Consider the following 21,689-nt stretch of genomic DNA (forward strand, 5'->3'; position numbering starts at 1 on the left):
TTTATACAGTTTAAGAGACGATGCTGGGTCTGTAGCTCAGGTGGTTAGAGCGTTCGCCTGATAAGCGAGAGGTCGGTGGTTCAAGTCCACTCAGACCCACCAATTCTTCCTCCCAGAAGATTGGAACACAGTATCACACACCTGATGGGGTTATAGCTCAGCTGGGAGAGCGCCTGCCTTGCACGCAGGAGGTCTGCGGTTCGATCCCGCATAGCTCCACCATCTTTAAGCGCACTAGCAATAGTGTTTTTAAAAATGGTTTTCATTAGAAAATCTCGCTCTTTAACAATTTGGAGATTTGTGTATAAGAGACAGGGTTTGCCCTTCCTTTTTGTTGATAGTTCTTACCTGTCATTTTTAGAGTTTTCGTCTTAACAACATTACGGCAACGCTGAGAAACACCAAACTGGGTGCGACGGCACCAAACACTGGTGGGATACCATAAACAAGACTCAGTGGGCCGAAAAACTCACTGGAAATATAAAATGTAAAGCCTGCAATCACGCCTGACAAAATCCTTGCGCCCATAGTAACGCTGCGCAATGGCCCAAAAATAAACGACAGTGCCATTAGCATCATCACAGCAATAGAAAAAGGTTGAGTAATTTTACGCCACAACGCCAGATCGTACCGTGAAGCATCTTGCTCCGACGTTTTTAAATAGCTGACATAATCATACAAGCCACTCAGTGACAACTCTTCAGGCTTGACCGTGACAACCGCCAGTTTGTCTGGAGCTAATGAAGTCGTCCAACGATATTCGGGTAATGTTTGCTTTGTTATCAATACATCATCGCGCATGTCGGTGATTTGAACATTTTTCATTACCCATTGATTGTCTTTATCGTAATCCACCTCTTCGGCAAAAAGGATGTTTTGCAAACTCTTATTGTTATCAAAGCGCCACATATTTAAGCCATAGAGTTTGTTGTCATCAATTTTACCAATAAAGATAAAATCATTCACATCGCGAGCCCACACACCGCTACGCACTGAAACAATACTACCGCCAGAGAGAGAAAAAGCGCGCAGATCTCGCGCCATCTTCTGCGCTTGGGGTGCTCCCCATTGGCCAAGCAAGGTGACAATGATCATTAATGGCACTGCGGTTTTTAATACCGACATACCGATATTAAGCTTAGAAAACCCCGCAGCTTGCATGACAACGAGCTCAGAACTTGATGCCAACATACCTAACCCAATCAACGCACCGAGTAAGGCGGCCATAGGAAAAAACATCTCGATATCACGAGGAATGCTCAACACCACAAACAGTAAAGCTTGCAGTAAATCGTAGCTTCCTTCCCCGACTTTTCTCAATTGCTCAACATATTTGATAATGCCGGACAAACCAACAAAGGTCGCCAGCACTAGCGAGGTTGTCGCAACAATAGTACGGCCAACGTATAAATCTAAAATCTTAAACACGCGTTATGCTGCCTTCTTTAGTCTTAGTTTATCTTTGAAGCGCCGCACTGGCACACTGTCCATGATATTCACTGAAATCGCCGCCAAAAGTAACGCAGCATTGATTGGCCACATACCGATCACCGTAGCAAGTGAGCCATCTTCAATGGCGGACTTGGTTGCGCTGATGGCCATAAAATAGGCCAAATAAATTAAGATTGCAGGTCCCATTTTCGCAAAGCGTCCTTGCCGAGGGTTAACCGCCGACAAAGGGACCACCAGCATGGTGAGTAACGGAATACAAATCACCAGAGAAATTCGCCATTGCAACTCAGCTTTCGCTCTTCGATCCGGGTTGGAAAGCAGATTGGATGTCGGTAACGCCTCCCAATCGCGTCCTTTGGGTTTAACTTCACGCTGTCCAATTAAACCTTCGTATTCGTCAAATTTTGTGATCATATAATCAACGCGTGTTGGCACGCCTTCATAGCGAATCCCGTCATACATGGTGATCATCTGACGGCCATCACTGAGCTCTTTAACATCACCAGAATTAGAGAACATCACACTTGGGAGTATCGAATCCTTTGGTGCAAGCTGCGCAACAAACACATTATGCAGTTTTTTGTTTTCAATATTTTCGATGAAAACTACTGAGGAACCATCTGGTGTGCGTTGAAATTGTCCTTTCTGTAGCAAATCAACACTATTTTCTGCTGCGAGCTGCTCCATTAATTGTGCTTCTTTGTCTTGGCTCCAAGGTGCCAACCAGAATGCGTTAAATGCTGCAGCACCTGAAGTGATCAAAGCCAAATAGAGCGCAGCACGGATCAAAAATTTATTGCCGATACCAGTGGCATTCATCACCGTAATTTCGCTTTCTGCGTACAAACGCCCAAAAGTCAGTAAGATGCCGATATACAAACTCAAAGGCAGCATTAATAACCCCATTGCGGGCATATTTAAACTCACAATAGATAAGATCATTCGTGCCGGAATGTCACCATCGGAAGCTTCAGCCAAAACGCGAATAAATCGTTGGCTAAGAAACACGAGAAACAGTACGAAAAAGATCGCAAATTGGCTCTTGAGTGTCTCGCGGATCAAATATCTAACAATAATCACGCTGAAATTACCTATACAAAACTTGTTTTTTTGATTGAATCACTATAATTTCCCGTTGAACCTTTTATTTTTAAAATTTTCACTAACTGTTAGGCGTTCAATTAAAAGTAGATCCAAACTCGGATTCAACCACTAAGAGCGCATTATCTAACATTTAGTTCTATTTGTCTTCAGGATGTAGGAGTACGCATGGAGTTCAGTGTAAAAAGTGGCAGTCCAGAGAAACAACGTAGCGCATGTATCGTTGTTGGAGTGTTCGAACCACGCCGCCTTTCTCCAGTAGCAGAGCAGCTTGATAAAATCAGCGACGGCTATATTAGTTCACTACTTCGCCGTGGTGATCTCGAGGGTAAACCCGGCCAGATGCTACTGCTGCATCAAGTCCCTGGTGTTCTGTCTGAACGCGTTTTACTGGTAGGTTGTGGTAAAGAGCGCGAATTAGGCGAGCGTCAGTACAAAGAAATCATTCAAAAAACCATTAGCACACTGAACGAAACGGGTTCAATGGAAGCCGTATGTTTTCTGACTGAACTACACGTTAAAGGTCGCGATACTTATTGGAAAGTACGCCAAGCGGTTGAAGCAACGAAAGATGGTCTGTACACCTTTGATCAATTCAAGAGCGTGAAACCTGAGACTCGCCGCCCACTGCGCAAACTTGTCTTTAACGTACCGACTCGCCGTGAGCTTAACTTAGGTGAGCGCGCGATTACACACGGCCTTGCGATTGCATCCGGTGTGAAAGCGTCGAAAGATCTCGGCAATATGCCACCCAACATTGCCAACCCAGCTTATCTTGCATCTCAAGCGCGCCGCTTAGCGGACGACTACGAGAGCGTCACCACCAAAATCATTGGTGAAGAAGAGATGGAAAAGTTGGGCATGACCTCTTATCTCGCCGTCGGTCGTGGCTCAAAAAATGAGTCGATGATGTCGGTCATTGAGTACAAAGGCAACCCAGATCCAGATGCAAAACCAATTGTGTTGGTGGGTAAAGGCCTAACGTTTGATTCCGGCGGTATTTCATTAAAACCAGGCGAAGGCATGGATGAAATGAAGTATGACATGTGCGGTGCGGCGTCAGTCTTTGGCGCAATGAAAGCATTGGCTAAATTGAAATTGCCATTAAATGTCGTGGGTATCTTAGCCGGCTGTGAAAACATGCCAGGCAGCAATGCCTATCGCCCTGGTGACATTCTCACGACTATGTCTGGCCAAACGGTTGAAGTACTCAATACCGATGCCGAAGGTCGCTTAGTTCTATGTGATGCACTCACTTACGTTGAGCGTTTTGAACCCGATTGCGTGGTAGATGTGGCGACACTAACTGGCGCTTGTGTGATTGCATTAGGTCACCACATCAGTGGCGTGGTTTCAAACCACAACCCATTGGCGCATGAATTGGTTAATGCTTCAGAACAAGCAAGCGATCGCGCATGGCGTCTACCAATGGCCGACGAGTACCATGAGCAGCTAAAGAGTCCATTTGCTGATATGGCAAACATCGGTGGTCGCCCTGGTGGTACGATTACCGCTGGCTGCTTCTTATCTAAATTTGCTAAGAAATATAACTGGGCGCATTTGGATATTGCAGGCACGGCATGGAAGTCAGGTGCAGCAAAAGGATCAACAGGTCGTCCCGTCTCATTGCTCGTCCAGTTCTTATTGAACCGCAGCGGCCAAGAGTCTGAGGAATAACCTCAAAATGTGAAAAGGGCCGCAAGGCCCTTTTTTGTTGATGAGCGATTAGATAGTAGGTGACAACATGCAGCGAGCCACCTTTTACATTGTGAACGAAGAAAGCCCTCAAGCAACGCAGGCAGGCTTTGAGCAATATGTCCTATTTCTGGCTCATCACTTCGCCAAACAAGGGGCAAAAATTTATCTGCATTGTGATGATAAAACTCACGCTGAACAGTTTGCCGAACATTTATGGCAAGTGCCTGCAGAACAGTTTGTCGCGCACAATCTGGTGGGTGAAGGCCCGAAATACTCAACTCATATCGAGATTGGCTACCCCAACGTCAAACCCAATTGGAATCGTCAACTGGTAATAAATGTGGCGGATAATCATACAACCTTTGCGAACGCCTTTGCTGAGGTGGTAGACTTCGTCCCCTGCGAAGAAAAAGCAAAGCAACGAGCACGCGAAAGGTATAAAATCTACCGTCAAGCTGGCTACCAATTGCAAACAATCGAGATTCAACATCCATAGGTCAAACCTTATAGTTAAGGCGATCTTTAACAAGATCCTTCACTTATGAAGTTTGACTAAGATTAACCATTCACAGTATCCATTTAAGAGCACTATGGAAAAGACATATAACCCAACAGCAATCGAACAAGCTCTGTATCAGACTTGGGAAGAGAACGGCTACTTTAAGCCTCACGGTGATACATCAAAAGAAGCGTACAGCATCATGATCCCACCGCCGAACGTCACTGGTAGCCTTCATATGGGTCACGCATTCCAAGACACCATTATGGATACTTTGATCCGCTGCGAACGCATGAAAGGCAAAAATACCTTATGGCAAGTGGGTACAGACCACGCCGGTATTGCTACCCAAATGGTGGTTGAACGTAAAATTGCCGCAGAAGAAGGCAAAACCAAACACGATTACGGTCGTGATGCCTTCATCGACAAAATTTGGGAATGGAAAGGCGAATCAGGTGGTACCATCACTAAACAGCTTCGCCGCCTTGGCGCATCGGTAGACTGGGATCGTGAACGATTCACTATGGATGCGGGCTTATCCAATGCCGTTCAAGAAGTGTTTGTTCGCCTTTACCAAGAAGATTTACTCTACCGTGGTAAACGTCTTGTGAACTGGGATCCAAAACTGCACACTGCAATTTCTGATCTAGAAGTAGAAAACAAAGACGTCAAAGGTCACATGTGGCACTTCCGTTACCCACTGGCTGACGGCGTAAAAACAGCAGACGGTAAAGACTACATTGTTGTTGCGACCACTCGTCCTGAAACCATGCTGGGTGACACAGGTGTAGCGGTTAACCCTGAAGATCCACGCTACCAAGCTCTGATCGGTAAAGAGATCATGCTGCCAATCGTCAATCGCCGCATTTCTATCGTGGGCGATGAGCACGCAGACATGGAAAAAGGCACAGGCTGTGTGAAGATCACCCCTGCTCACGATTTCAATGACTATGAAGTCGGTAAGCGCCACCAACTGCCGATGATCAACATTTTCACCTTTGATGCCAACATTCGTGAAGCCGCCGAAGTGTTCAACACCAATGGTGAACCAAGTGACGCTTACAGCAGCGATCTACCTGCTAAATACCAAGGCATGGAGCGCTTTGCGGCACGTAAAGCCATCGTAGCTGAATTTGAAGCTCTCGGCCTGCTTGAAGAAATCAAAGATCACGACCTCACCATTCCTTACGGTGACCGTGGTGGTGTGGTTATCGAACCGATGCTGACCGACCAATGGTATGTACGCACAGCGCCACTAGCGGAAGTCGCAACCAAAGCCGTTGAAGATGGCGAGATTCAATTTGTGCCTAAGCAGTACGAAAACATGTACTTCTCATGGATGCGTGACGTGCAAGATTGGTGTATCTCACGCCAACTTTGGTGGGGTCATCGTATTCCTGCTTGGTATGACAACGACGGCAACGTTTATGTCGGCCGTAACGAAGAAGAAGTGCGCGAACAAAACAACCTAGCCCCAGTGGTGGTACTGCGCCAAGATGATGATGTATTGGACACTTGGTTCTCATCCGCTCTTTGGACTTTTGGTACACAAGGCTGGCCAGAAAACACTGAGGCACTAAAAACATTCCACCCGTCTGACGTTCTTGTTACTGGTTTCGACATCATCTTCTTCTGGGTTGCACGCATGATCATGATGACCATGCACTTCTGTAAAGATGAGAATGGTAAACCACAAGTGCCATTTAAAACTGTTTATGTCACAGGCCTTATCCGTGATGAAAACGGCGACAAAATGTCAAAATCTAAAGGCAACGTGCTTGATCCTATCGACATGATCGATGGTATTGATCTTGAGTCTCTGGTTGAAAAACGTTGTGGCAACATGATGCAGCCACAGCTTGCAGCCAAGATCGAGAAAAATACACGTAAAACCTTTGAAAATGGTATCGAACCTTATGGAACCGACGCACTGCGTTTCACGCTAGCAGCGATGGCTTCAACCGGTCGTGATATCAACTGGGACATGAAACGCCTAGAAGGTTACCGCAACTTCTGTAACAAACTCTGGAACGCGAGCCGTTACGTGTTGATGAATACCGAAGATCTCGATTGTGGCTTTAACGCAGGTAGCGAGCTTGAGTATTCGTTAGCCGATAAATGGATCGAGTCTCAATTTGAATTGACGGCTAAAGAGTTCAACAACCATATCAACAACTTCCGTTTAGATATGGCGGCAAATACCCTTTACGAATTCATCTGGAACCAATTCTGCGACTGGTACTTAGAGCTGACTAAACCCGTATTATGGAAAGGCAGTGAAGCGCAGCAACGTGCAACACGCCGTACATTAATTACGGTATTAGAGAAAACATTACGCCTCGCGCACCCAGTGATCCCGTATATCACTGAAACTATTTGGCAAAGCATTAAGCCATTAGTGGACGGCGTTGAAGGGGATACCATCATGCTGCAAGCGCTGCCTCAGTACGATGAAGCGAACTTCAACCAAGCGGCGCTAGATGATATCGAATGGGTGAAAGCCTTTATTACTAGCATTCGCAACCTACGTGCCGAGTACGATATCAACCCAGGCAAACCTCTTAACGTGATGCTAAAAGCCGCCAACAAGCAAGAAGTGGCACGTTTAGAAGCGAACAAAGCGGTACTGTTGTCACTGGCTAAACTGGAGGCACTACGCGTTCTTGAAGAGGGTGAAGAGACTCCTGCTTGTGCAACGGCGCTGGTTGGTCAATCTGAGTTGATGATCCCAATGGCTGGTTTGATTGATAAAGATGCGGAGCTAGAGCGCTTAGCAAAAGAGATTGCTAAAACTCAAGGCGAAATCAAACGCATTGAAGGCAAACTCAATAACCAAGGGTTCGTCGCTAAAGCACCCGAAGCCGTTGTCGCTATCGAGCGTCAAAAGCTGAATGGCTATCAAGATACCTTGGTTAAACTGGAAGAACAGAAAGCGACCATAGCCGCGCTATAATCGCGATTGCGTTACCATTAAAAAGGTCGGTGTGAAAATACCGACCTTTTTTGTTTATTCACGCCATCAGCAGACGCGATTTTTGTGCTCTCCACGCTCAAACGCGGCAATGTTATCCATCAAAATCGTTGCCAATTGTGAAATAGCGGAGTCACTACCCCATGCCACGTGCGGTGTGAGCAACAAATTTGGCAAATCCATATTGGCTAGTAAGGGATTTGTTTTATCCGCTGGTTCTCGACTGAATACATCCACTCCAGCGCCAGCAATTTGCCCAGATTTCAATGCTGTCACAAGTGCTTGCTCATCAACCAAACCACCACGGCCTGCGTTAATCAACAATGCATTAGGCTTCATCATCTTTAATTCGTTCTCACCTATCAGGTTTCGGGTTTGCTCGCTCAATGGGCAATGTAAGCTCACAACATCCGCCTCCGCTAACATTTGTTCAAAGGGCATAAAACCTTGTCGGCATAACTTGGCCCCCTTTCGTTCAGAAAATATCACCTGCATGCCTATCGCTCGTGCCAACGTTGCGGTTGCCTGTCCGAGCGCGCCACTCCCCACAATACCAAGCGTTGAACCTGCAACATCCCCTATCGGATGGGTAAAAAAGCAAAATTGTTGATTGCGCTGCCACTCGCCATTGGCAATATCTTGATGATAAGCAAACAGGTGACGCCTTAAGGCATAAATCATCCCAACGACATGTTCCGGAACAGAACGAGTGGCATAGCCTTGAACATTCACCAGTGCGATGCCTGCTTCACGACAGTAATCGACATCGACGTTATTGACGCCTGTGGCCGACACAGCAATCAAGCGCAATTTCGGACATTGTGAGAGTAGCGCCCTATCCAGCACCACTTTATTGGTGATTACGATATCGGCTTGAGATAGGCGATCGAGCGCTTGTTCGGCAGAAGTAAAGTCAAACTCAAGCCAATGATGAGCAAAAGGTAAGCTTGGCAATCGAATATAAGCAGGGATTGTGGCCCTATCGAGAAAGACAACCGTGGGTAGTGACATATTAGCTCCTTGTCGCCACCCACATCACACTAAGGTCGGGGCAACGTTTTGTAATCTGGTAATTTTCGCTCAGGATCAAAGTGTTGCAAAATTTGCTCTTGTGCTTCGGGATAAAAATCACAGCCGACAAAAATATTGCGCAGCCAATGACTCTTTGGGTGATAAAAACTGAGCTCTGCGGCATGCAGCGCTAAACGATCGGAAAAATCTTGCGCTTCTTGCGGGGCATAAAACTCATCACCCACAATCGGATACCCCAAAGCTTGCATGTGAACACGTAATTGGTGCGAACGGCCAGTTACAGGAAGAAGACGTACAATTGTCGTTTTTTCTTCTCTTTTCGCTACTTGATATAAAGTTTTTGATGGTTTTCCATCTTCAAAGCAGACTTTCTGTTTAGGCCGATTTGGCCAATCGCAAATCAGAGGTAACTCAACCACCCCCTCGTCAAGCTCCATTACGCCCCACACGCGAGCGTAATAAATTTTATGCGTTAAACGGTATTGAAACTGCTTTTTCAATGCCCCTTCCGCGTATTTATTTTTTGCCAGCACCATCAAGCCAGAAGTCGACATATCCAAACGATGCACAACTTGGATCTCTGAATATTGCTCAGCCAAACGACTCCACATACTGTCGTGATGCTCAGGCAAGCGTCCTGGAACCGACAGCAGACCTGAAGGTTTATTCACCGCGAGAATCTGATCATCTTCATAGACAATATCAATCCAAGGATCTGTGGGCGGCGTGTATTCAAGCATAGCCATCGAAGGTTTCTCCTAAAAAAATCGGCGCATTATAACAACCTCTCCGCCAAGCCAATAGAGAAGAGTCATCTTAGTTTCGTTAAATCATGAAATCGTCAGTAAGTTAGCCTTGCTTAGAAATATCACTTGAAATGTAACTTAAAATTGACAGATTAACTGGGTGTGATATTGATTGATGAGCTTGACATTAAAGTCAGCTTCAAAAGCAAAAATTATAAATAACACAACATCAAGTCTAAGGAACAAGAATGGAACACAGCGTCCCTTATCAATCGGCCAAACGTTTAACCCTGCCACAACTGCTTCGTTCACTCGGGCCGGGCATTATGATGGCAGCAGCAGCCGTCGGCGGCTCTCATCTCGTCGCATCAACTCAAGCAGGTGCAATTTATGGCTGGCAACTCGCAGGCCTCATTTTGCTAGTCAACTTATTAAAATACCCCTTTTTTAAGGCTGGCATTCAATACACCATGGGGACAGGCAAAAGTTTAGTACAAGGCTATGCTCATCTCGGGCGTGCTTACTTATGGGTTTTTGCCATCTTAAGCGTGGTATCGGCCATTATAAACACCGCCGCGTTACTGCTGTTTAGCGCCAGCTTACTGGCCTATTTTGTCCCTTTTGAGCTGGGCAATATTGTTCTTTCCGTGATTGTGCTGACCACTTGTTTGCTGATCCTTTTTGCAGGCCACTTTCGCGCGCTCGACTCACTTTCTAAAATGATTATGGCAGTACTGACAATCGCCACCTTACTCGCCGTGGTGATTGCCGTCGTAACCCCAGCGCAGATAGTGGTAGAAACCATTTCGCCTTCACCTTGGACACTCGCCGCGATCGGTTTTTTGGTGGTGACAATGGGCTGGATGCCCGCACCCATTGAGATTTCGAGCATCACTTCGGTGTGGCTCAAGCGTCAATGCCAAGAGCAGCAAGTGACGCCGCAATCCGCACTATTTGATTTCAATGTGGGCTATATCGGTACTGCAATCTTGGCGATTGTATTTTTAGCGCTTGGTGCCTTAGTACTACACGGAACAGGCGTTGAGCTCTCGAAATCTGGCGTCGGCTTTTCGCATCAATTGGTCGGATTGTACGCTTCAACCATAGGTGAGTGGTCACGTTATTTAATTGCAGTGATCGCCTTTTTCTGTATTTTTGGCAGCACCATCACCGTCATTGATGGCTATTCACGGGTGATTGCAGAATCACAACGTCTTTTGCAAAACAAAGAGAGCCAAAGCCCACGTTGCTACCAAGCTTGGGTCATCGTGGTATCGGCTTTAGCGCTGGCCATCATTGCCTTTTGGGCTTCAGCACTGATGCCAATGCTGAATTTTGCGATGATCATGGCATTTATGACCACGCCAATTTTTGCGCTGCTCAACTATATTCTGGTGACTAAAACACCTTTACCGGCTGAACTCGCAGTAGGAAAAAAACTCAAAGCACTGTCTATCGTAGGGCTTGTTTATCTGTTTGGCTTTTTAGCGCTATTTATTTGGTGGAAGTGGATTATGTAACAGCAGACAAAACAAAGGCCTTATCGAAAAAGGCCTTTGTTATTTTTAATGTAACGCCACAAAGGCCAAGTAAAGGGATCAGTTATGCGTCACAACGATTAAACGCAACGAATCCAGTTGGAATTGCGCTTTACCGATGTAACCGCTTAACTCGTTGATCTGCTCTTCAATCGCGCTGATCTCTTCATCACGAATGTTCGGGTTGACTGCTTTAAGCGCCAATAAGCGCTCCAGTTCACCGTTTAAGCTCGACTGCATCTCTTTCTGCGCTTGTTCACGAATCGCTTCAACACGGCTCACAACTTGGCTTTCACTGGCAGCAATTAAGCTATGCACATCATTTTGTACCGACGTAACGAGCTTGCTGGCCAAATGACGATTCACTGGGCTTAATTGGCGGTTGAAGCTTTCAAACTCAACTTGCGCGGAGAGATCATTACCACGCGCATCCATCATCAAACGGATTGGTGTTTGAGGAAGGAAGCGGCTGATACCACTGCGTTTTGGCGCTTGTGCATCCACCACATAGATCAACTCAAGCAGCAAAGTCCCAACAGGCAGAGCTTTATTTTTCAGCAGAGAAACCGCCGATGTTCCCACGCCTTCGCTCATCAGTAGGTCGATCCCGCCTTGAATCATCGGGTGTTCCCAACTGATGAAATTCATATCTTCACGCGATAATGCCGTATCACGATCAAAAGTGATGGTCGCTCCTTCATACGGCAAACCGGGGTAGCTTGGCACCATCATGTGCTCTGATGGTGTGACCACCAGCGCGTTTTCACCCCGATCATCTTGGTTTAAACCGATCGCATCAAATAAGCTCAAAGCGAAAGTAACCAAGTTAGTATCGCCATCCGTTGATGCTATACTTTCGACGATTTTCAATGCTTTTTCGCCACCGTTTGAATGCATTTCAAGCAGTCGGTCACGCCCTTGTTCAAGCTGAGCCTTCAACGTTTTGTTGAGCGTTGCTGACTGTTCAATGATCTCATCCAACGTATCGATATTTCCCGAAGCCAGCATGTCAATCAGATCATCGGCATATTTATCATACACAGCGCGGCCTGTTGGGCAGGTTTCAGCAAATGCATTCAAGCCTTCATCAAACCAACGCGCCAAAATCGCTTGCGATGTGCCTTTAAGGTACGGCACATGGATATCGATATCACGGTGTTGACCAATACGATCCAAACGGCCAATGCGTTGCTCTAGAAGATCTGGGTTAAACGGCAGATCAAACATCACCAACTGGTTAGCAAATTGGAAGTTACGCCCTTCAGAGCCGATTTCACTACAGATCAATACTTGCGCGCCACCCTCTTCTTGTGCGAAATAAGCGGCGGCTTTATCACGTTCTAAAATCGACATACCTTCATGAAAAACGGTGGCGCGAATGCCTTCACGCTCACGCAGTGCTTGCTCCAGTTGTAACGCAGTGCTAGCGCGAGAAGCGATCACTAAAATCTTTTCGCTACGTTTCTCTTTCACTTTTTCAAGTAGCCAATTCACGCGAGAGTCAAACTGCCACCAGCTTGCATCGTCGCCTTCAAACTCTTGGAAAATCTCTTCGGGGTAGAGCATTTTCATCGCGCGAGCCTGAGCACTGAGCTTACCGCCGATCATGCCAGCCACTCGCATCGAGGTCGTGTATTGCGCGGGGATTTCCATCGGCATCAAGTGCACATTACGCACAGGGAATCCTTTAATCGCAGCGCGGGTGTTTCTAAACAGCACGCGGCCTGTACCATGGCGATCCATCAGATTATCAATCAGCTCTTGGCGAGCAGAGGCTTTGCTCTCTTCATCGGCATCGCTTTCAATAATGCGAAACAGCGGCTCAACGTCTTGCTCTGAAAGTAGCTCAGTGATTTGGTTTTTGGCTTCGTTTTGCAACTTCTCACCCGAAAACAGGGCACTGACTGAATCGGCTACAGGCGCATATTGCTCTTCTTCTTCAACGAACGCCTCGTAATCGTAAAAACGATCGGGATCGAGCAAACGCAAACGCGCAAAGTGACTTTCACGGCCCAATTGCTCCGGCGTTGCCGTTAGCAGCAATACCGCTGGGGTGTTTTGCGCTAGCCCTTCGACCACTTGGTATTCGCGGCTTGGTTTATCTTGGCTCCATTCTAGATGGTGCGCTTCATCCACCACCAATAGATCCCACTCCGCCTCAAGTGCTTGTTCAAAACGTTGACGACTTTTACGCAGAAAATCGAGCGAACAAAGCACATATTGCTGAGTATCAAAAGGGTTGTGTGCTTCAGCAAACGCTTCAACACAGCGCTCTTCATCAAAAATGGAGAAATGAAGATTAAAGCGACGCATCATCTCCACCAGCCACTGGTGCTGCAAGGTTTCCGGCACCACAATCAAAATACGTTCCGCACGGCCAGAAAGCACTTGTTGATGAATGATCATCCCCGCTTCAATGGTTTTACCTAACCCCACTTCATCGGCTAATAACACGCGGGGCGCATGGCGACGACCAACCTCATGTGCGATATAAAGCTGATGGGGAATCAGGCCCGCGCGCATGCCACATAAACCACGCATTGGGCTTTTGTGTTGTTGATATTGGTTAATCAGGGCGCGATAACGCAACACAAAATTATCCATGCGATCAATTTGACCTGCGAACAATTTATCTTGCGGTTTGTTGAAACGGATTTGGTGGCTTAAGAAAATTTCACGTAGTGCCACGCCGCTTTCATCGTTGTCTTCGCGCGTACCGAGATAAGTGAGTAGTCCTTGTTCTTCAACAACTTGCTCAACGCGTAGCGACCAGCCTTCTTGGCTTTCAACCACATCGCCGCTATTGAACGTCACTCGTGTTACCGGGGCGTCACTGCGTGCATAAACGCGGTTTTCTTCTGATGCAGCAAACATCAAGGTCACAGTACGCGCATCAAGCGCTACCACAGTACCTAAACCAAGATCACTTTCTGTATCGCTTATCCAGCGTTGCCCCAAAGCAAAACTCATGAATCGACTACCTTATTTATTTGGAATGGATTGTATCGATCTGCTACCACGTGAAGGCAACTCCTAATTATGATTGTTGTTGGAGTGTGGTGCAGAAAAAGGTCGCTAATCTTACTTGATGGCGTGATACAGGTCACGTGTAAAGCGAAGGATAACCAAGATTTTTTTCTTCAACTTTTGGTTGACATCAAACTGTAAGAAATCGGTGGCATTTGTAGTAAACAAGGTTGCTATACTTGTTGTAACGATGCTTGCTTTGCCAGCCAAAAGGATGACTCTGGCACGAAGCATGCAGACCAAACAGACAATGAGTATCAACACAGGCTTGCAGTAAGTCATCGAGCAATCGAGTCACTACCGGCATCCATTGATCGATAACCTCTACTTGCTGGCATCTTTTGTTAAGCACGCTGCACAGCAGCAAGGAGACGCTTATGGGCGATACCGATCGGAAACTGTTTGTACTTGATACCAACATCCTGCTTCATGAACCTTTAGCCATTTACTCCTTCCAAGAGCATGACGTGGTCATTCCGATGACCGTTCTTGAAGAACTTGACCGGATCAAAGACAGCAAACGCGATGTTGCACGAGATGCGCGGGTCGCGATTCGTGCTTTAGAGCACTTATTCCACGATGCCACCCCAGACGAAATTACCGAAGGTATTCCATTTTCTAAAGAGGCCAGCAAGACGGGAACTATCTCGATCCTTGCCGACTTTGAGTTGCAAGAAACCGTCAAAGCCTTTGCTGACAAAGCCGGCGACAACCGTATCCTCAACGCTGTACTTTACCTGCAGGCGAAACGAGCGCCACGTTCTGTGGTTCTCATCACCAAAGACATCAACATGCGATTGCGCGCTAAAGGTGCAGGCGTGCGCTATGTTGAAGATTACCGCACTGACCAATTGATTGATGATGTGCAGTACCTGACCAAAGGCTTCCAAGTTCGTGAAGGAAATTTTTGGAACAACGTCGATGAAGTTGAGAGTAGAACCGTCGGCGGAAAAGCCTTCCATACGTTAGATAAAGCGCCGTTTGATCCGACCTTTATTAATCAATATGTCATTGATGAAGAGAGCGATTTTTCGGCGCGCGTGCATGAAATCAACGCAGAAAAAATTACGCTGCTTGATATTGGCCGCGAGAGAATGATGCACCGCAAAGCGTGGGACATCACCCCGAAAAATATCTACCAAGCGATGGCACTTGATGCCTTGCTTGATCCAAGCATTGATTTGGTGATTTTAACCGGAGCCGCTGGTAGCGGGAAAACGCTGCTCGCTATGGCCGCCGCTCTTGAACAAACCATTGAGAAGAAGATGTTCGATAAGATTATCGTCACCCGTAACACGCCAGATATCGGAGAATCGATCGGCTTCTTACCCGGAACAGAGGAAGAGAAAATGATGCCGTGGCTGGCGGCGGTTACGGATACATTGGAAGCCTTGCACAAAAACGATCACTGCACCGAAGGTTCACTCAAATACATCTGCGATAAAGCCAATATCCAGTTTAAATCGATCAACTTTATGCGTGGGCGCTCAATCCAAAATGCCTTTGTGCTACTCGATGAGTGTCAAAATTTAACCGCTTCTCAAATCAAAACTATCATCACGCGCTGTGGTGAGGGCACTAAAATTGTCTGTTCTGGTAACTTAGCGCAGATTGATTCCCACTACTTAACCCCGGTGACCTCGGGTTTGACCTACATGGTTGAGCGCTTTAAAAACTTTGAAGGCAGCGCCAACATTCACTTAAACGGCGTTGTTCGCAGCCGCTTGGCCGAATTCGCTGAAGAGAATTTATAGTCACATTAGACGAGATATTATTAATATCTCGCCTTTATTTTAAAATAATTATTCACAAATTTAGCATTTATATGTTTTACTAAGGCCATTCATCATTCACCGTTTAGGACTGGGATATGGCTTTCAATTTACGCAACCGCAACTTTCTCAAACTGCTCGATTTCACGCCGAAAGAGATCCAATTTCTGCTCGATCTCTCTGCTGATCTCAAAAAAGCGAAATACGCCGGATCAGAACAGAAAAGATTAGCGGGTAAAAATATTGCGCTGATTTTTGAGAAAGCCTCAACACGGACGCGATGTGCATTTGAAGTGGCCGCGTTTGATCAAGGCGCTCAAGTCTCTTACATCGGGCCATCAGGGTCGCAAATTGGTCATAAAGAGTCGATGAAAGACACCGCGCGCGTACTCGGAAGAATGTACGATGGCATCCAATATCGCGGTTTTGGACAAGAAATTGTCGAAGAGCTTGGCGCACATGCTGGCGTTCCTGTATGGAACGGGCTCACCAACGAGTTCCACCCAACACAGATTTTAGCTGACTTTTTAACAATGATTGAGCATGGCCGTGGTAAACAGTTGCACCAAGTGTCACTGGCTTATCTAGGCGATGCACGCAATAACATGGGCAATTCACTGATGGTGGGCGCAGCAAAAATGGGCATGGATATTCGCCTCGTCGCACCCAAACAGTTTTGGCCAGAAGCGTCACTTGTCACCACTTGCCAAGAAATTGCCAAGCAGACGGGAGCCAAAATCACGCTCACTGAAAATGTACAAGAAGGCGTGCAAGGATGCGATTTTCTCTATACCGACGTTTGGGTTTCTATGGGCGAATCAGCCGATGCATGGGATGAACGCGTGGCCTTAATGACGCCTTACCAAATCAATATGAATGTGATTAAGCAAACTGGTAATCCACAGGTAAAATTTATGCACTGCTTGCCTGCGTTTCATAACGACGAAACCACCGTAGGCAAAGAGGTGGCGGAAAAATATGGTATGAAAGGTTTGGAAGTCACCGAAGAGGTGTTTGAGTCTGAATATTCGATTGTGTTTGATGAAGCTGAAAACCGCATGCACACCATCAAAGCTGTGATGGTCGCGACTCTCGGCGCTTAAAAAAACAAGGTAACAATGGATCGAAGCCCGATGAACTTACATGAGTAAGTGATTTGGGTGAGTGAAAGCAGCTAACGCAGCGACAGTGCCAATGATGAAGAGGATTGTGAGGTAATCGCTTGCGCTCACACAACGAAAGCGTATAATTCCCAGCAATTTGTCTGAGGGGTAGCTATGAAAACGGACGTTGTTATTCACATCTACAACGCAATTCGATTCAATGTAGGTCAGCGTGCTGACTTACTGGGCGCGTTATTTTTCCCCTCTCTTGATTTTTAAAGCCTCCCTATTGGGGGGCTTTTTTATGGCTACTAGAAAATTATAGGGAAGACGACCATGGTGAATTCGCTTTATCAAAAGCACATTATTTCGATTCCGGAGCTCTCTCGTGATGAGCTGGAATTGATTGTGAAAACCGCAGGCCAACTCAAAGCGGAACCAAAACCAGAGCTGATTAAGCACAAAGTAGTGGCAAGCTGCTTTTTTGAGCCGTCGACTCGTACTCGTTTGTCTTTTGAAACCGCTATTCAACGCATCGGCGGCAGCGTGATTGGCTTTGATAATGGTGGCAATACGTCACTGGCGAAAAAAGGCGAAACATTGGCCGATTCAGTACAAGTGATCTCCTCTTATGTGGATGCGTTTGTGATGCGCCACCCCCAAGAAGGCGCAGCACGTTTAGCCTCTGAATTTTCAAACGGCGTTCCTGTGATTAACGCTGGCGACGGTGCTAACCAGCACCCAACCCAAACACTGCTTGATTTGTTCACCATTGCCGAAACACAAGGCCGCTTAGATAGCATTAATATTGCCTTTGTTGGCGACTTGAAATATGGCCGTACCGTCCATTCTTTAACTCAAGCTTTGGCTAAATTTAACCACATTCGCTTTTTCTTTGTTGCGCCGGATGCGCTAGCAATGCCTGACTATATTTGCGAAGAGTTAGATGATGCAGGTATTGAATACAGCCTGCACACCGATATGGAAAGCGTTATTCCACAGTTAGATATTCTGTATATGACGCGCGTCCAAAAAGAGCGCTTTGATGAATCAGAGTACGCGCACATTAAATCGGCGTACATTTTGACAGCCGCCATGCTTGAAGGTGCGCGCGATAACTTAAAAGTGCTGCATCCGCTTCCGCGCGTGGATGAAATCACCGTTGATGTGGACAAAACGAAGCACGCTTACTTCTTCCAACAAGCAGAAAACGGGGTCTACGCCCGTGAAGCTTTGCTGGCGCTTGTGTTAAACGAAACCCTGTAATAAAGGAGCCCCAACCATGACTAAAGAGACTCAATTGCAGGTTGAAGCAATTAAAAACGGCACGGTTATCGACCACATTCCTGCGCAAATCGGTATTAAAGTATTAAAGTTATTCGATATGCACAATTCTCATCAACGTGTCACGATTGGCTTAAATTTACCCTCTTCCGCGCTGGGCGCAAAAGATCTGCTGAAGATTGAAAATGTGTTCATTAATGAAGCCCAAGCCAATAAATTAGCACTTTATGCACCGCATGCGACTGTCAACCAAATCGAAAACTACCAAGTGGTGAAAAAGCTAGCGTTGACACTGCCTGAGCAGATCAATGATGTTTTTGCCTGCCCAAACAGCAACTGTATTTCCCACAATGAACCAGTCGAAAGCAGCTTTAAGGTTTTCGAAAAGAAAAACGATATTCGTTTGAAATGTAAGTATTGTGAGAAAGTTTACTCACGTGAGATTGTGACCGAACGCGAGTCATAATATAACCCCATTTAAGTCTATCGATGCCTCACTTTAGTGGGGCATTTTGCACTTTACCTGCCGTTTCTTTAAAGGCAAACTGACGCCTACCCTTCCCATAAAAACAGATGGAACACAATCATGACTAAAGTACTTCATACCGAATCCGCTCCTGCCGCAATTGGCCCTTATGTACAAGGTGTCGATCTTGGCAATATGGTGCTAACTTCAGGGCAAATTCCAGTCAACCCAGTCACCGGCGAAGTGTCAGCAGATATCGCAGTGCAGGCTCGTCAATCTCTCGACAACGTAAAAGCCGTGGTGGAGTCTTCTGGCTTAACGGTTTCTGACATCGTAAAAATGACTGTATTTGTTAAAGATCTGAATGATTTTGGCACGGTGAATGAAGTCTACGGTAAGTTTTTTGATGAGCATAACGTGGCAAACTACCCTGCGCGTTCATGCGTAGAAGTCGCTCGCTTACCTAAAGATGTGGGTATTGAAATTGAAGCGATTGCGGTACGTAAGTAAGCATTGCTCATAATCAGCACAGTGTAAGCACCACCAGCATGCCACTCTGACGTGAATGTGCTTTTTCAAACCTCGAACCCCGTTCGAGGTTTTTGTTTAATCCAAAAAATCAATTTTTACACCTCACACTTGCTACTTTAGGGTTAGTCACCAACACTTATCATACTTTTGAACCGTTCGAGGTAGTGAGATGCAAGGGATTATCTATACCGTTCTTTCTGATTTAGTCATCGAAAAATTTGGCGCACTGTTTTGGGATCAAATGCTCGAGGATTTAAAACCTAGCTCTCAAGGCATCTACACCGCTGGAGAGCAATACTCCGATGACGAACTGCTTGCAATGGTGGCTTATTTGAGCGAGCAGAAAAACATCCCCACCGATGATTTAGTCCGGCTTTATGGGCAATACCTATTTTCTCGCCTGTACAACAGCCTTCCTGAAAATTACCCAAATAAAAACAACTTATTAGAGTTTTTGATTTCGGTCGATCAAGTGATCCATAAAGAAGTGAAGCGGCTCTACCCCGATGCCTATTTGCCGCAATTTCAATGTAAAAGCGAGGGCGATCGATTAACCATGTATTACACCTCGAAAAGAAAATTGTGCGCTGCGGCAGAAGGACTCATCATCGGCGCTTCAGAACAATTTGGTGAAGAAGTCGAAATCGAGCAGCCCCAATGCATGCATCATGGTGCTTCATTTTGTGAAATTGTTGTCACCTTTAAGGGTAAACATGAGTGAAATAGAGCAATACCAACGCATTTATGAGCGTGAGCGTCAGGCTCGTTTGCTGGCAGAGCGGTTACTGCAAGAAAAAAGCCGCGAGCTCTACGATAAAATTTTAGAGCTGCAAGAGACTCTAGATCAACTTCATAGCGCGCAAGCACAGCTTGTACAATCAGAAAAAATGGCCTCCGTCGGTCTGTTGGCGGCTGGCGTTGCTCACGAGATCAATAACCCAATCGGTTTTTGTCTGAGTAATTTAAATACGCTGCGTGATTACTCTCACGCCTATATAGGAATTGTCGCTTTGGTAGCCCAGCACAAAGCCGAAATTGCTAACACGGATTTCTACCGCAATTATCAAGATTATTATCAACGCCATGATATTGGTTTTGTCGAAAGTGATTTAACTGACATGCTTCAAGAGACTTCGGGTGGATTGCTCCGCGTAAAAGACATTGTCACTAGCCTACAAAGCGTTTCTCACTCCAGTGATGGCCGATTTGTCGAGTGTGAGTTAAATTCGTGTATTGAATCAACACTACACATGGTCTGGAACCAATTTAAATATACGATGGAGGTCGAGCAGCGATTGGATGAGGCTTTGCCGAAAATCAATGGGATATCAGCAGAGCTACAACAAGTGTTTATGAACCTATTTATTAACGCCTCTCACGCTTGCGAAGCACAAGGAAAGTTAACGATTAGCACAGATTCTGTGGTCGAAAAAGGGAAACGCTGGGTGAGGGTGACAGTGGCAGATAATGGGCATGGCATGAATCAAGACATCATCAACAAGGTGTTTGATCCTTTCTTCACCACCAAACCTGTCGGCGTAGGGACGGGTTTGGGTTTATCGATTTCATACAGTATTGTTGAAAAGCATGGTGGGAAAATGCAGGTCGAATCTGAAGTGGGACAAGGCACCACCTTCATACTTCTTTTTCCCACCATTTAGTAAAGCGGTTACTGACTGCGTGATGTGACTTTCTTACCATCAAGCATCGCGACCTCTTCATCCAGCTGCGCTAATTTGGCCATCATCTGCTCACGGCATAATGTCGCTAATTCCCGTAAATTTTCTTTTCCATATCCTTCAATACTGATCGGTGGCAGCATCTCAACAATCACATGACCATTGTCCCAACGGTTAAGCTTAATATCATTAGTTGAGCTGCAAACGATGGGGATAATCGGTACACCTGCGCCAATTGCCGCATGAAATGCACCCATTTTAAAGGGCAACATGCCACGGCCACGCGAGCGAGTACCTTCTGGAAACATCCACACAGACACATCACTGGTTTTTATGCTATCGACAACTTGATCAATGGTGCCTTTGGCTTTGTTGCGATTGGATCTATCAATTAAAATATTCCCTGCTAACCAATACAACTGACCAAACACAGGTGTCCAAACTAAACTTTTTTTCCCTACTGTCACGACTTTCGGCGTTACAGCCGCAGCAACAGTACACAGATCCCAGTTATTTTGATGATTCGCAATGTAAATGTGCTGGCCGCGTTGATAAGCATCTTCTGGGATACGCAGTTCTAATTTAATACCCATCAATTTTGACATGCGGGCGAATAAACGCCCAAACGTAAATACATGTTTGGGATTGCGTGGGCTAAGTAAACAGTAGCCACATCCAAAAACAAACATCACAATGGCAAACAGTGCGACTGCCAATAGACGCAAAAGAGCAATCATTTCAGTTCTCCATGGAACAAAGATAAAAAATGAGCAAGGATAAAAAAGCCGAA

17 protein-coding genes and 2 tRNA genes are annotated in these 21,689 nt (G+C 46.1%); 13 read left to right on the plus strand and 6 right to left on the minus strand.

Annotation, left to right across the window (positions count from 1 at the left end; all coding sequences use genetic code 11):
• Positions 1 to 25 precede the first annotated feature (25 nt).
• Positions 26 to 102, plus strand: a tRNA-Ile gene (locus DD616_RS05180).
• A 44-nt stretch (positions 103 to 146) separates the two neighbouring features.
• Positions 147 to 222: transfer RNA gene (locus tag DD616_RS05185), tRNA-Ala, on the plus strand.
• 135 nt (positions 223 to 357) lie between these two features.
• On the opposite strand, the gene lptG is transcribed toward DD616_RS05185, so the two are convergent.
• Positions 358 to 1,428, minus strand: coding sequence for an LPS export ABC transporter permease LptG (gene lptG / locus DD616_RS05190; protein WP_013855998.1), 1,071 nt, complete (start codon positions 1,426 to 1,428; stop codon positions 358 to 360).
• Positions 1,429 to 1,431: 3 nt separating this feature from the next.
• Positions 1,432 to 2,532: an LPS export ABC transporter permease LptF gene (lptF, locus tag DD616_RS05195; protein ID WP_013855997.1), complete on the minus strand. Its 1,101-nt coding sequence runs from the start codon at positions 2,530 to 2,532 to the stop codon at positions 1,432 to 1,434.
• A 189-nt stretch (positions 2,533 to 2,721) separates the two neighbouring features.
• Here lptF and pepA point away from each other — a divergent pair, with 189 nt between their 5' ends.
• The 3 genes from pepA to DD616_RS05210 all read left to right on the plus strand — a co-directional run bounded on the left by pepA (position 2,722) and on the right by DD616_RS05210 (position 7,703).
• A complete protein-coding gene (gene pepA / locus DD616_RS05200) occupies positions 2,722 to 4,230 on the plus strand; it encodes a leucyl aminopeptidase (RefSeq protein WP_010318842.1) in 1,509 nt (502 codons plus the stop codon).
• 67 nt (positions 4,231 to 4,297) lie between these two features.
• A complete protein-coding gene (locus DD616_RS05205) occupies positions 4,298 to 4,747 on the plus strand; it encodes a DNA polymerase III subunit chi (RefSeq protein ID WP_208872029.1) in 450 nt (149 codons plus the stop codon).
• A gap of 94 nt (positions 4,748 to 4,841) precedes the next feature.
• The gene (locus tag DD616_RS05210; RefSeq protein WP_208872030.1) at positions 4,842 to 7,703 is read left to right on the plus strand and encodes a valine--tRNA ligase; all 2,862 of its coding nucleotides are present in this window, start codon (positions 4,842 to 4,844) and stop codon (positions 7,701 to 7,703) included.
• A gap of 66 nt (positions 7,704 to 7,769) precedes the next feature.
• On the opposite strand, the gene DD616_RS05215 is transcribed toward DD616_RS05210, so the two are convergent.
• A complete protein-coding gene (locus DD616_RS05215; protein WP_208872031.1) occupies positions 7,770 to 8,732 on the minus strand; it encodes a D-2-hydroxyacid dehydrogenase in 963 nt (320 codons plus the stop codon).
• Between the two features lie 29 nt (positions 8,733 to 8,761).
• Positions 8,762 to 9,499, minus strand: a complete 738-nt coding sequence (locus DD616_RS05220; protein ID WP_208872032.1) for an RluA family pseudouridine synthase — start codon at positions 9,497 to 9,499, stop codon at positions 8,762 to 8,764.
• A 248-nt stretch (positions 9,500 to 9,747) separates the two neighbouring features.
• Here DD616_RS05220 and DD616_RS05225 point away from each other — a divergent pair, with 248 nt between their 5' ends.
• On the plus strand, positions 9,748 to 11,019 hold the full coding sequence (locus DD616_RS05225; RefSeq protein WP_208872033.1) for an NRAMP family divalent metal transporter: 1,272 nt from the start codon (positions 9,748 to 9,750) through the stop codon (positions 11,017 to 11,019).
• 78 nt (positions 11,020 to 11,097) lie between these two features.
• On the opposite strand, the gene rapA is transcribed toward DD616_RS05225, so the two are convergent.
• The gene (gene rapA / locus DD616_RS05230) at positions 11,098 to 14,007 is read right to left on the minus strand and encodes an RNA polymerase-associated protein RapA (protein WP_208872034.1); all 2,910 of its coding nucleotides are present in this window, start codon (positions 14,005 to 14,007) and stop codon (positions 11,098 to 11,100) included.
• Positions 14,008 to 14,441: 434 nt separating this feature from the next.
• Here rapA and DD616_RS05235 point away from each other — a divergent pair, with 434 nt between their 5' ends.
• From DD616_RS05235 to DD616_RS05265, 7 genes are all read left to right on the plus strand, one after another.
• Positions 14,442 to 15,818 carry a PhoH family protein gene (locus DD616_RS05235; RefSeq protein WP_026027812.1) on the plus strand — a complete coding sequence of 459 codons (1,377 nt, stop codon included), beginning with the start codon at positions 14,442 to 14,444 and terminating at the stop codon, positions 15,816 to 15,818.
• A gap of 116 nt (positions 15,819 to 15,934) precedes the next feature.
• Positions 15,935 to 16,939, plus strand: coding sequence for an ornithine carbamoyltransferase (gene argF / locus DD616_RS05240; protein ID WP_013855990.1), 1,005 nt, complete (start codon positions 15,935 to 15,937; stop codon positions 16,937 to 16,939).
• Positions 16,940 to 17,275: 336 nt separating this feature from the next.
• On the plus strand, positions 17,276 to 18,205 hold the full coding sequence (gene pyrB / locus DD616_RS05245) for an aspartate carbamoyltransferase (RefSeq protein ID WP_088732868.1): 930 nt from the start codon (positions 17,276 to 17,278) through the stop codon (positions 18,203 to 18,205).
• A 16-nt stretch (positions 18,206 to 18,221) separates the two neighbouring features.
• Positions 18,222 to 18,689 (plus strand): aspartate carbamoyltransferase regulatory subunit, encoded by a 468-nt coding sequence (gene pyrI, locus DD616_RS05250; RefSeq protein ID WP_010318833.1) that lies wholly within the window; start codon positions 18,222 to 18,224, stop codon positions 18,687 to 18,689.
• A 120-nt stretch (positions 18,690 to 18,809) separates the two neighbouring features.
• On the plus strand, positions 18,810 to 19,199 hold the full coding sequence (locus DD616_RS05255) for a RidA family protein (RefSeq protein WP_013855986.1): 390 nt from the start codon (positions 18,810 to 18,812) through the stop codon (positions 19,197 to 19,199).
• A 190-nt stretch (positions 19,200 to 19,389) separates the two neighbouring features.
• Positions 19,390 to 19,941 (plus strand): heme NO-binding domain-containing protein, encoded by a 552-nt coding sequence (locus DD616_RS05260; RefSeq protein WP_013855985.1) that lies wholly within the window; start codon positions 19,390 to 19,392, stop codon positions 19,939 to 19,941.
• Entirely contained in the window at positions 19,934 to 20,881 is a 948-nt protein-coding gene (locus DD616_RS05265) for a sensor histidine kinase (protein WP_017047037.1), read from the plus strand. The genes DD616_RS05260 and DD616_RS05265 overlap by 8 nt, the downstream gene beginning before the upstream one ends.
• Before the next feature lie 8 nt (positions 20,882 to 20,889).
• On the opposite strand, the gene DD616_RS05270 is transcribed toward DD616_RS05265, so the two are convergent.
• Complete coding sequence (locus DD616_RS05270) at positions 20,890 to 21,636, minus strand: 1-acylglycerol-3-phosphate O-acyltransferase (protein ID WP_013855983.1); 747 nt, start codon at positions 21,634 to 21,636, stop codon at positions 20,890 to 20,892.
• Between the last annotated feature and the right edge of the window lie 53 nt (positions 21,637 to 21,689).

The sequence above is a fragment of the Vibrio anguillarum genome (assembly GCF_003390515.1).
GTDB classification, from domain to species: Bacteria; Pseudomonadota; Gammaproteobacteria; order Enterobacterales; family Vibrionaceae; genus Vibrio; species Vibrio anguillarum.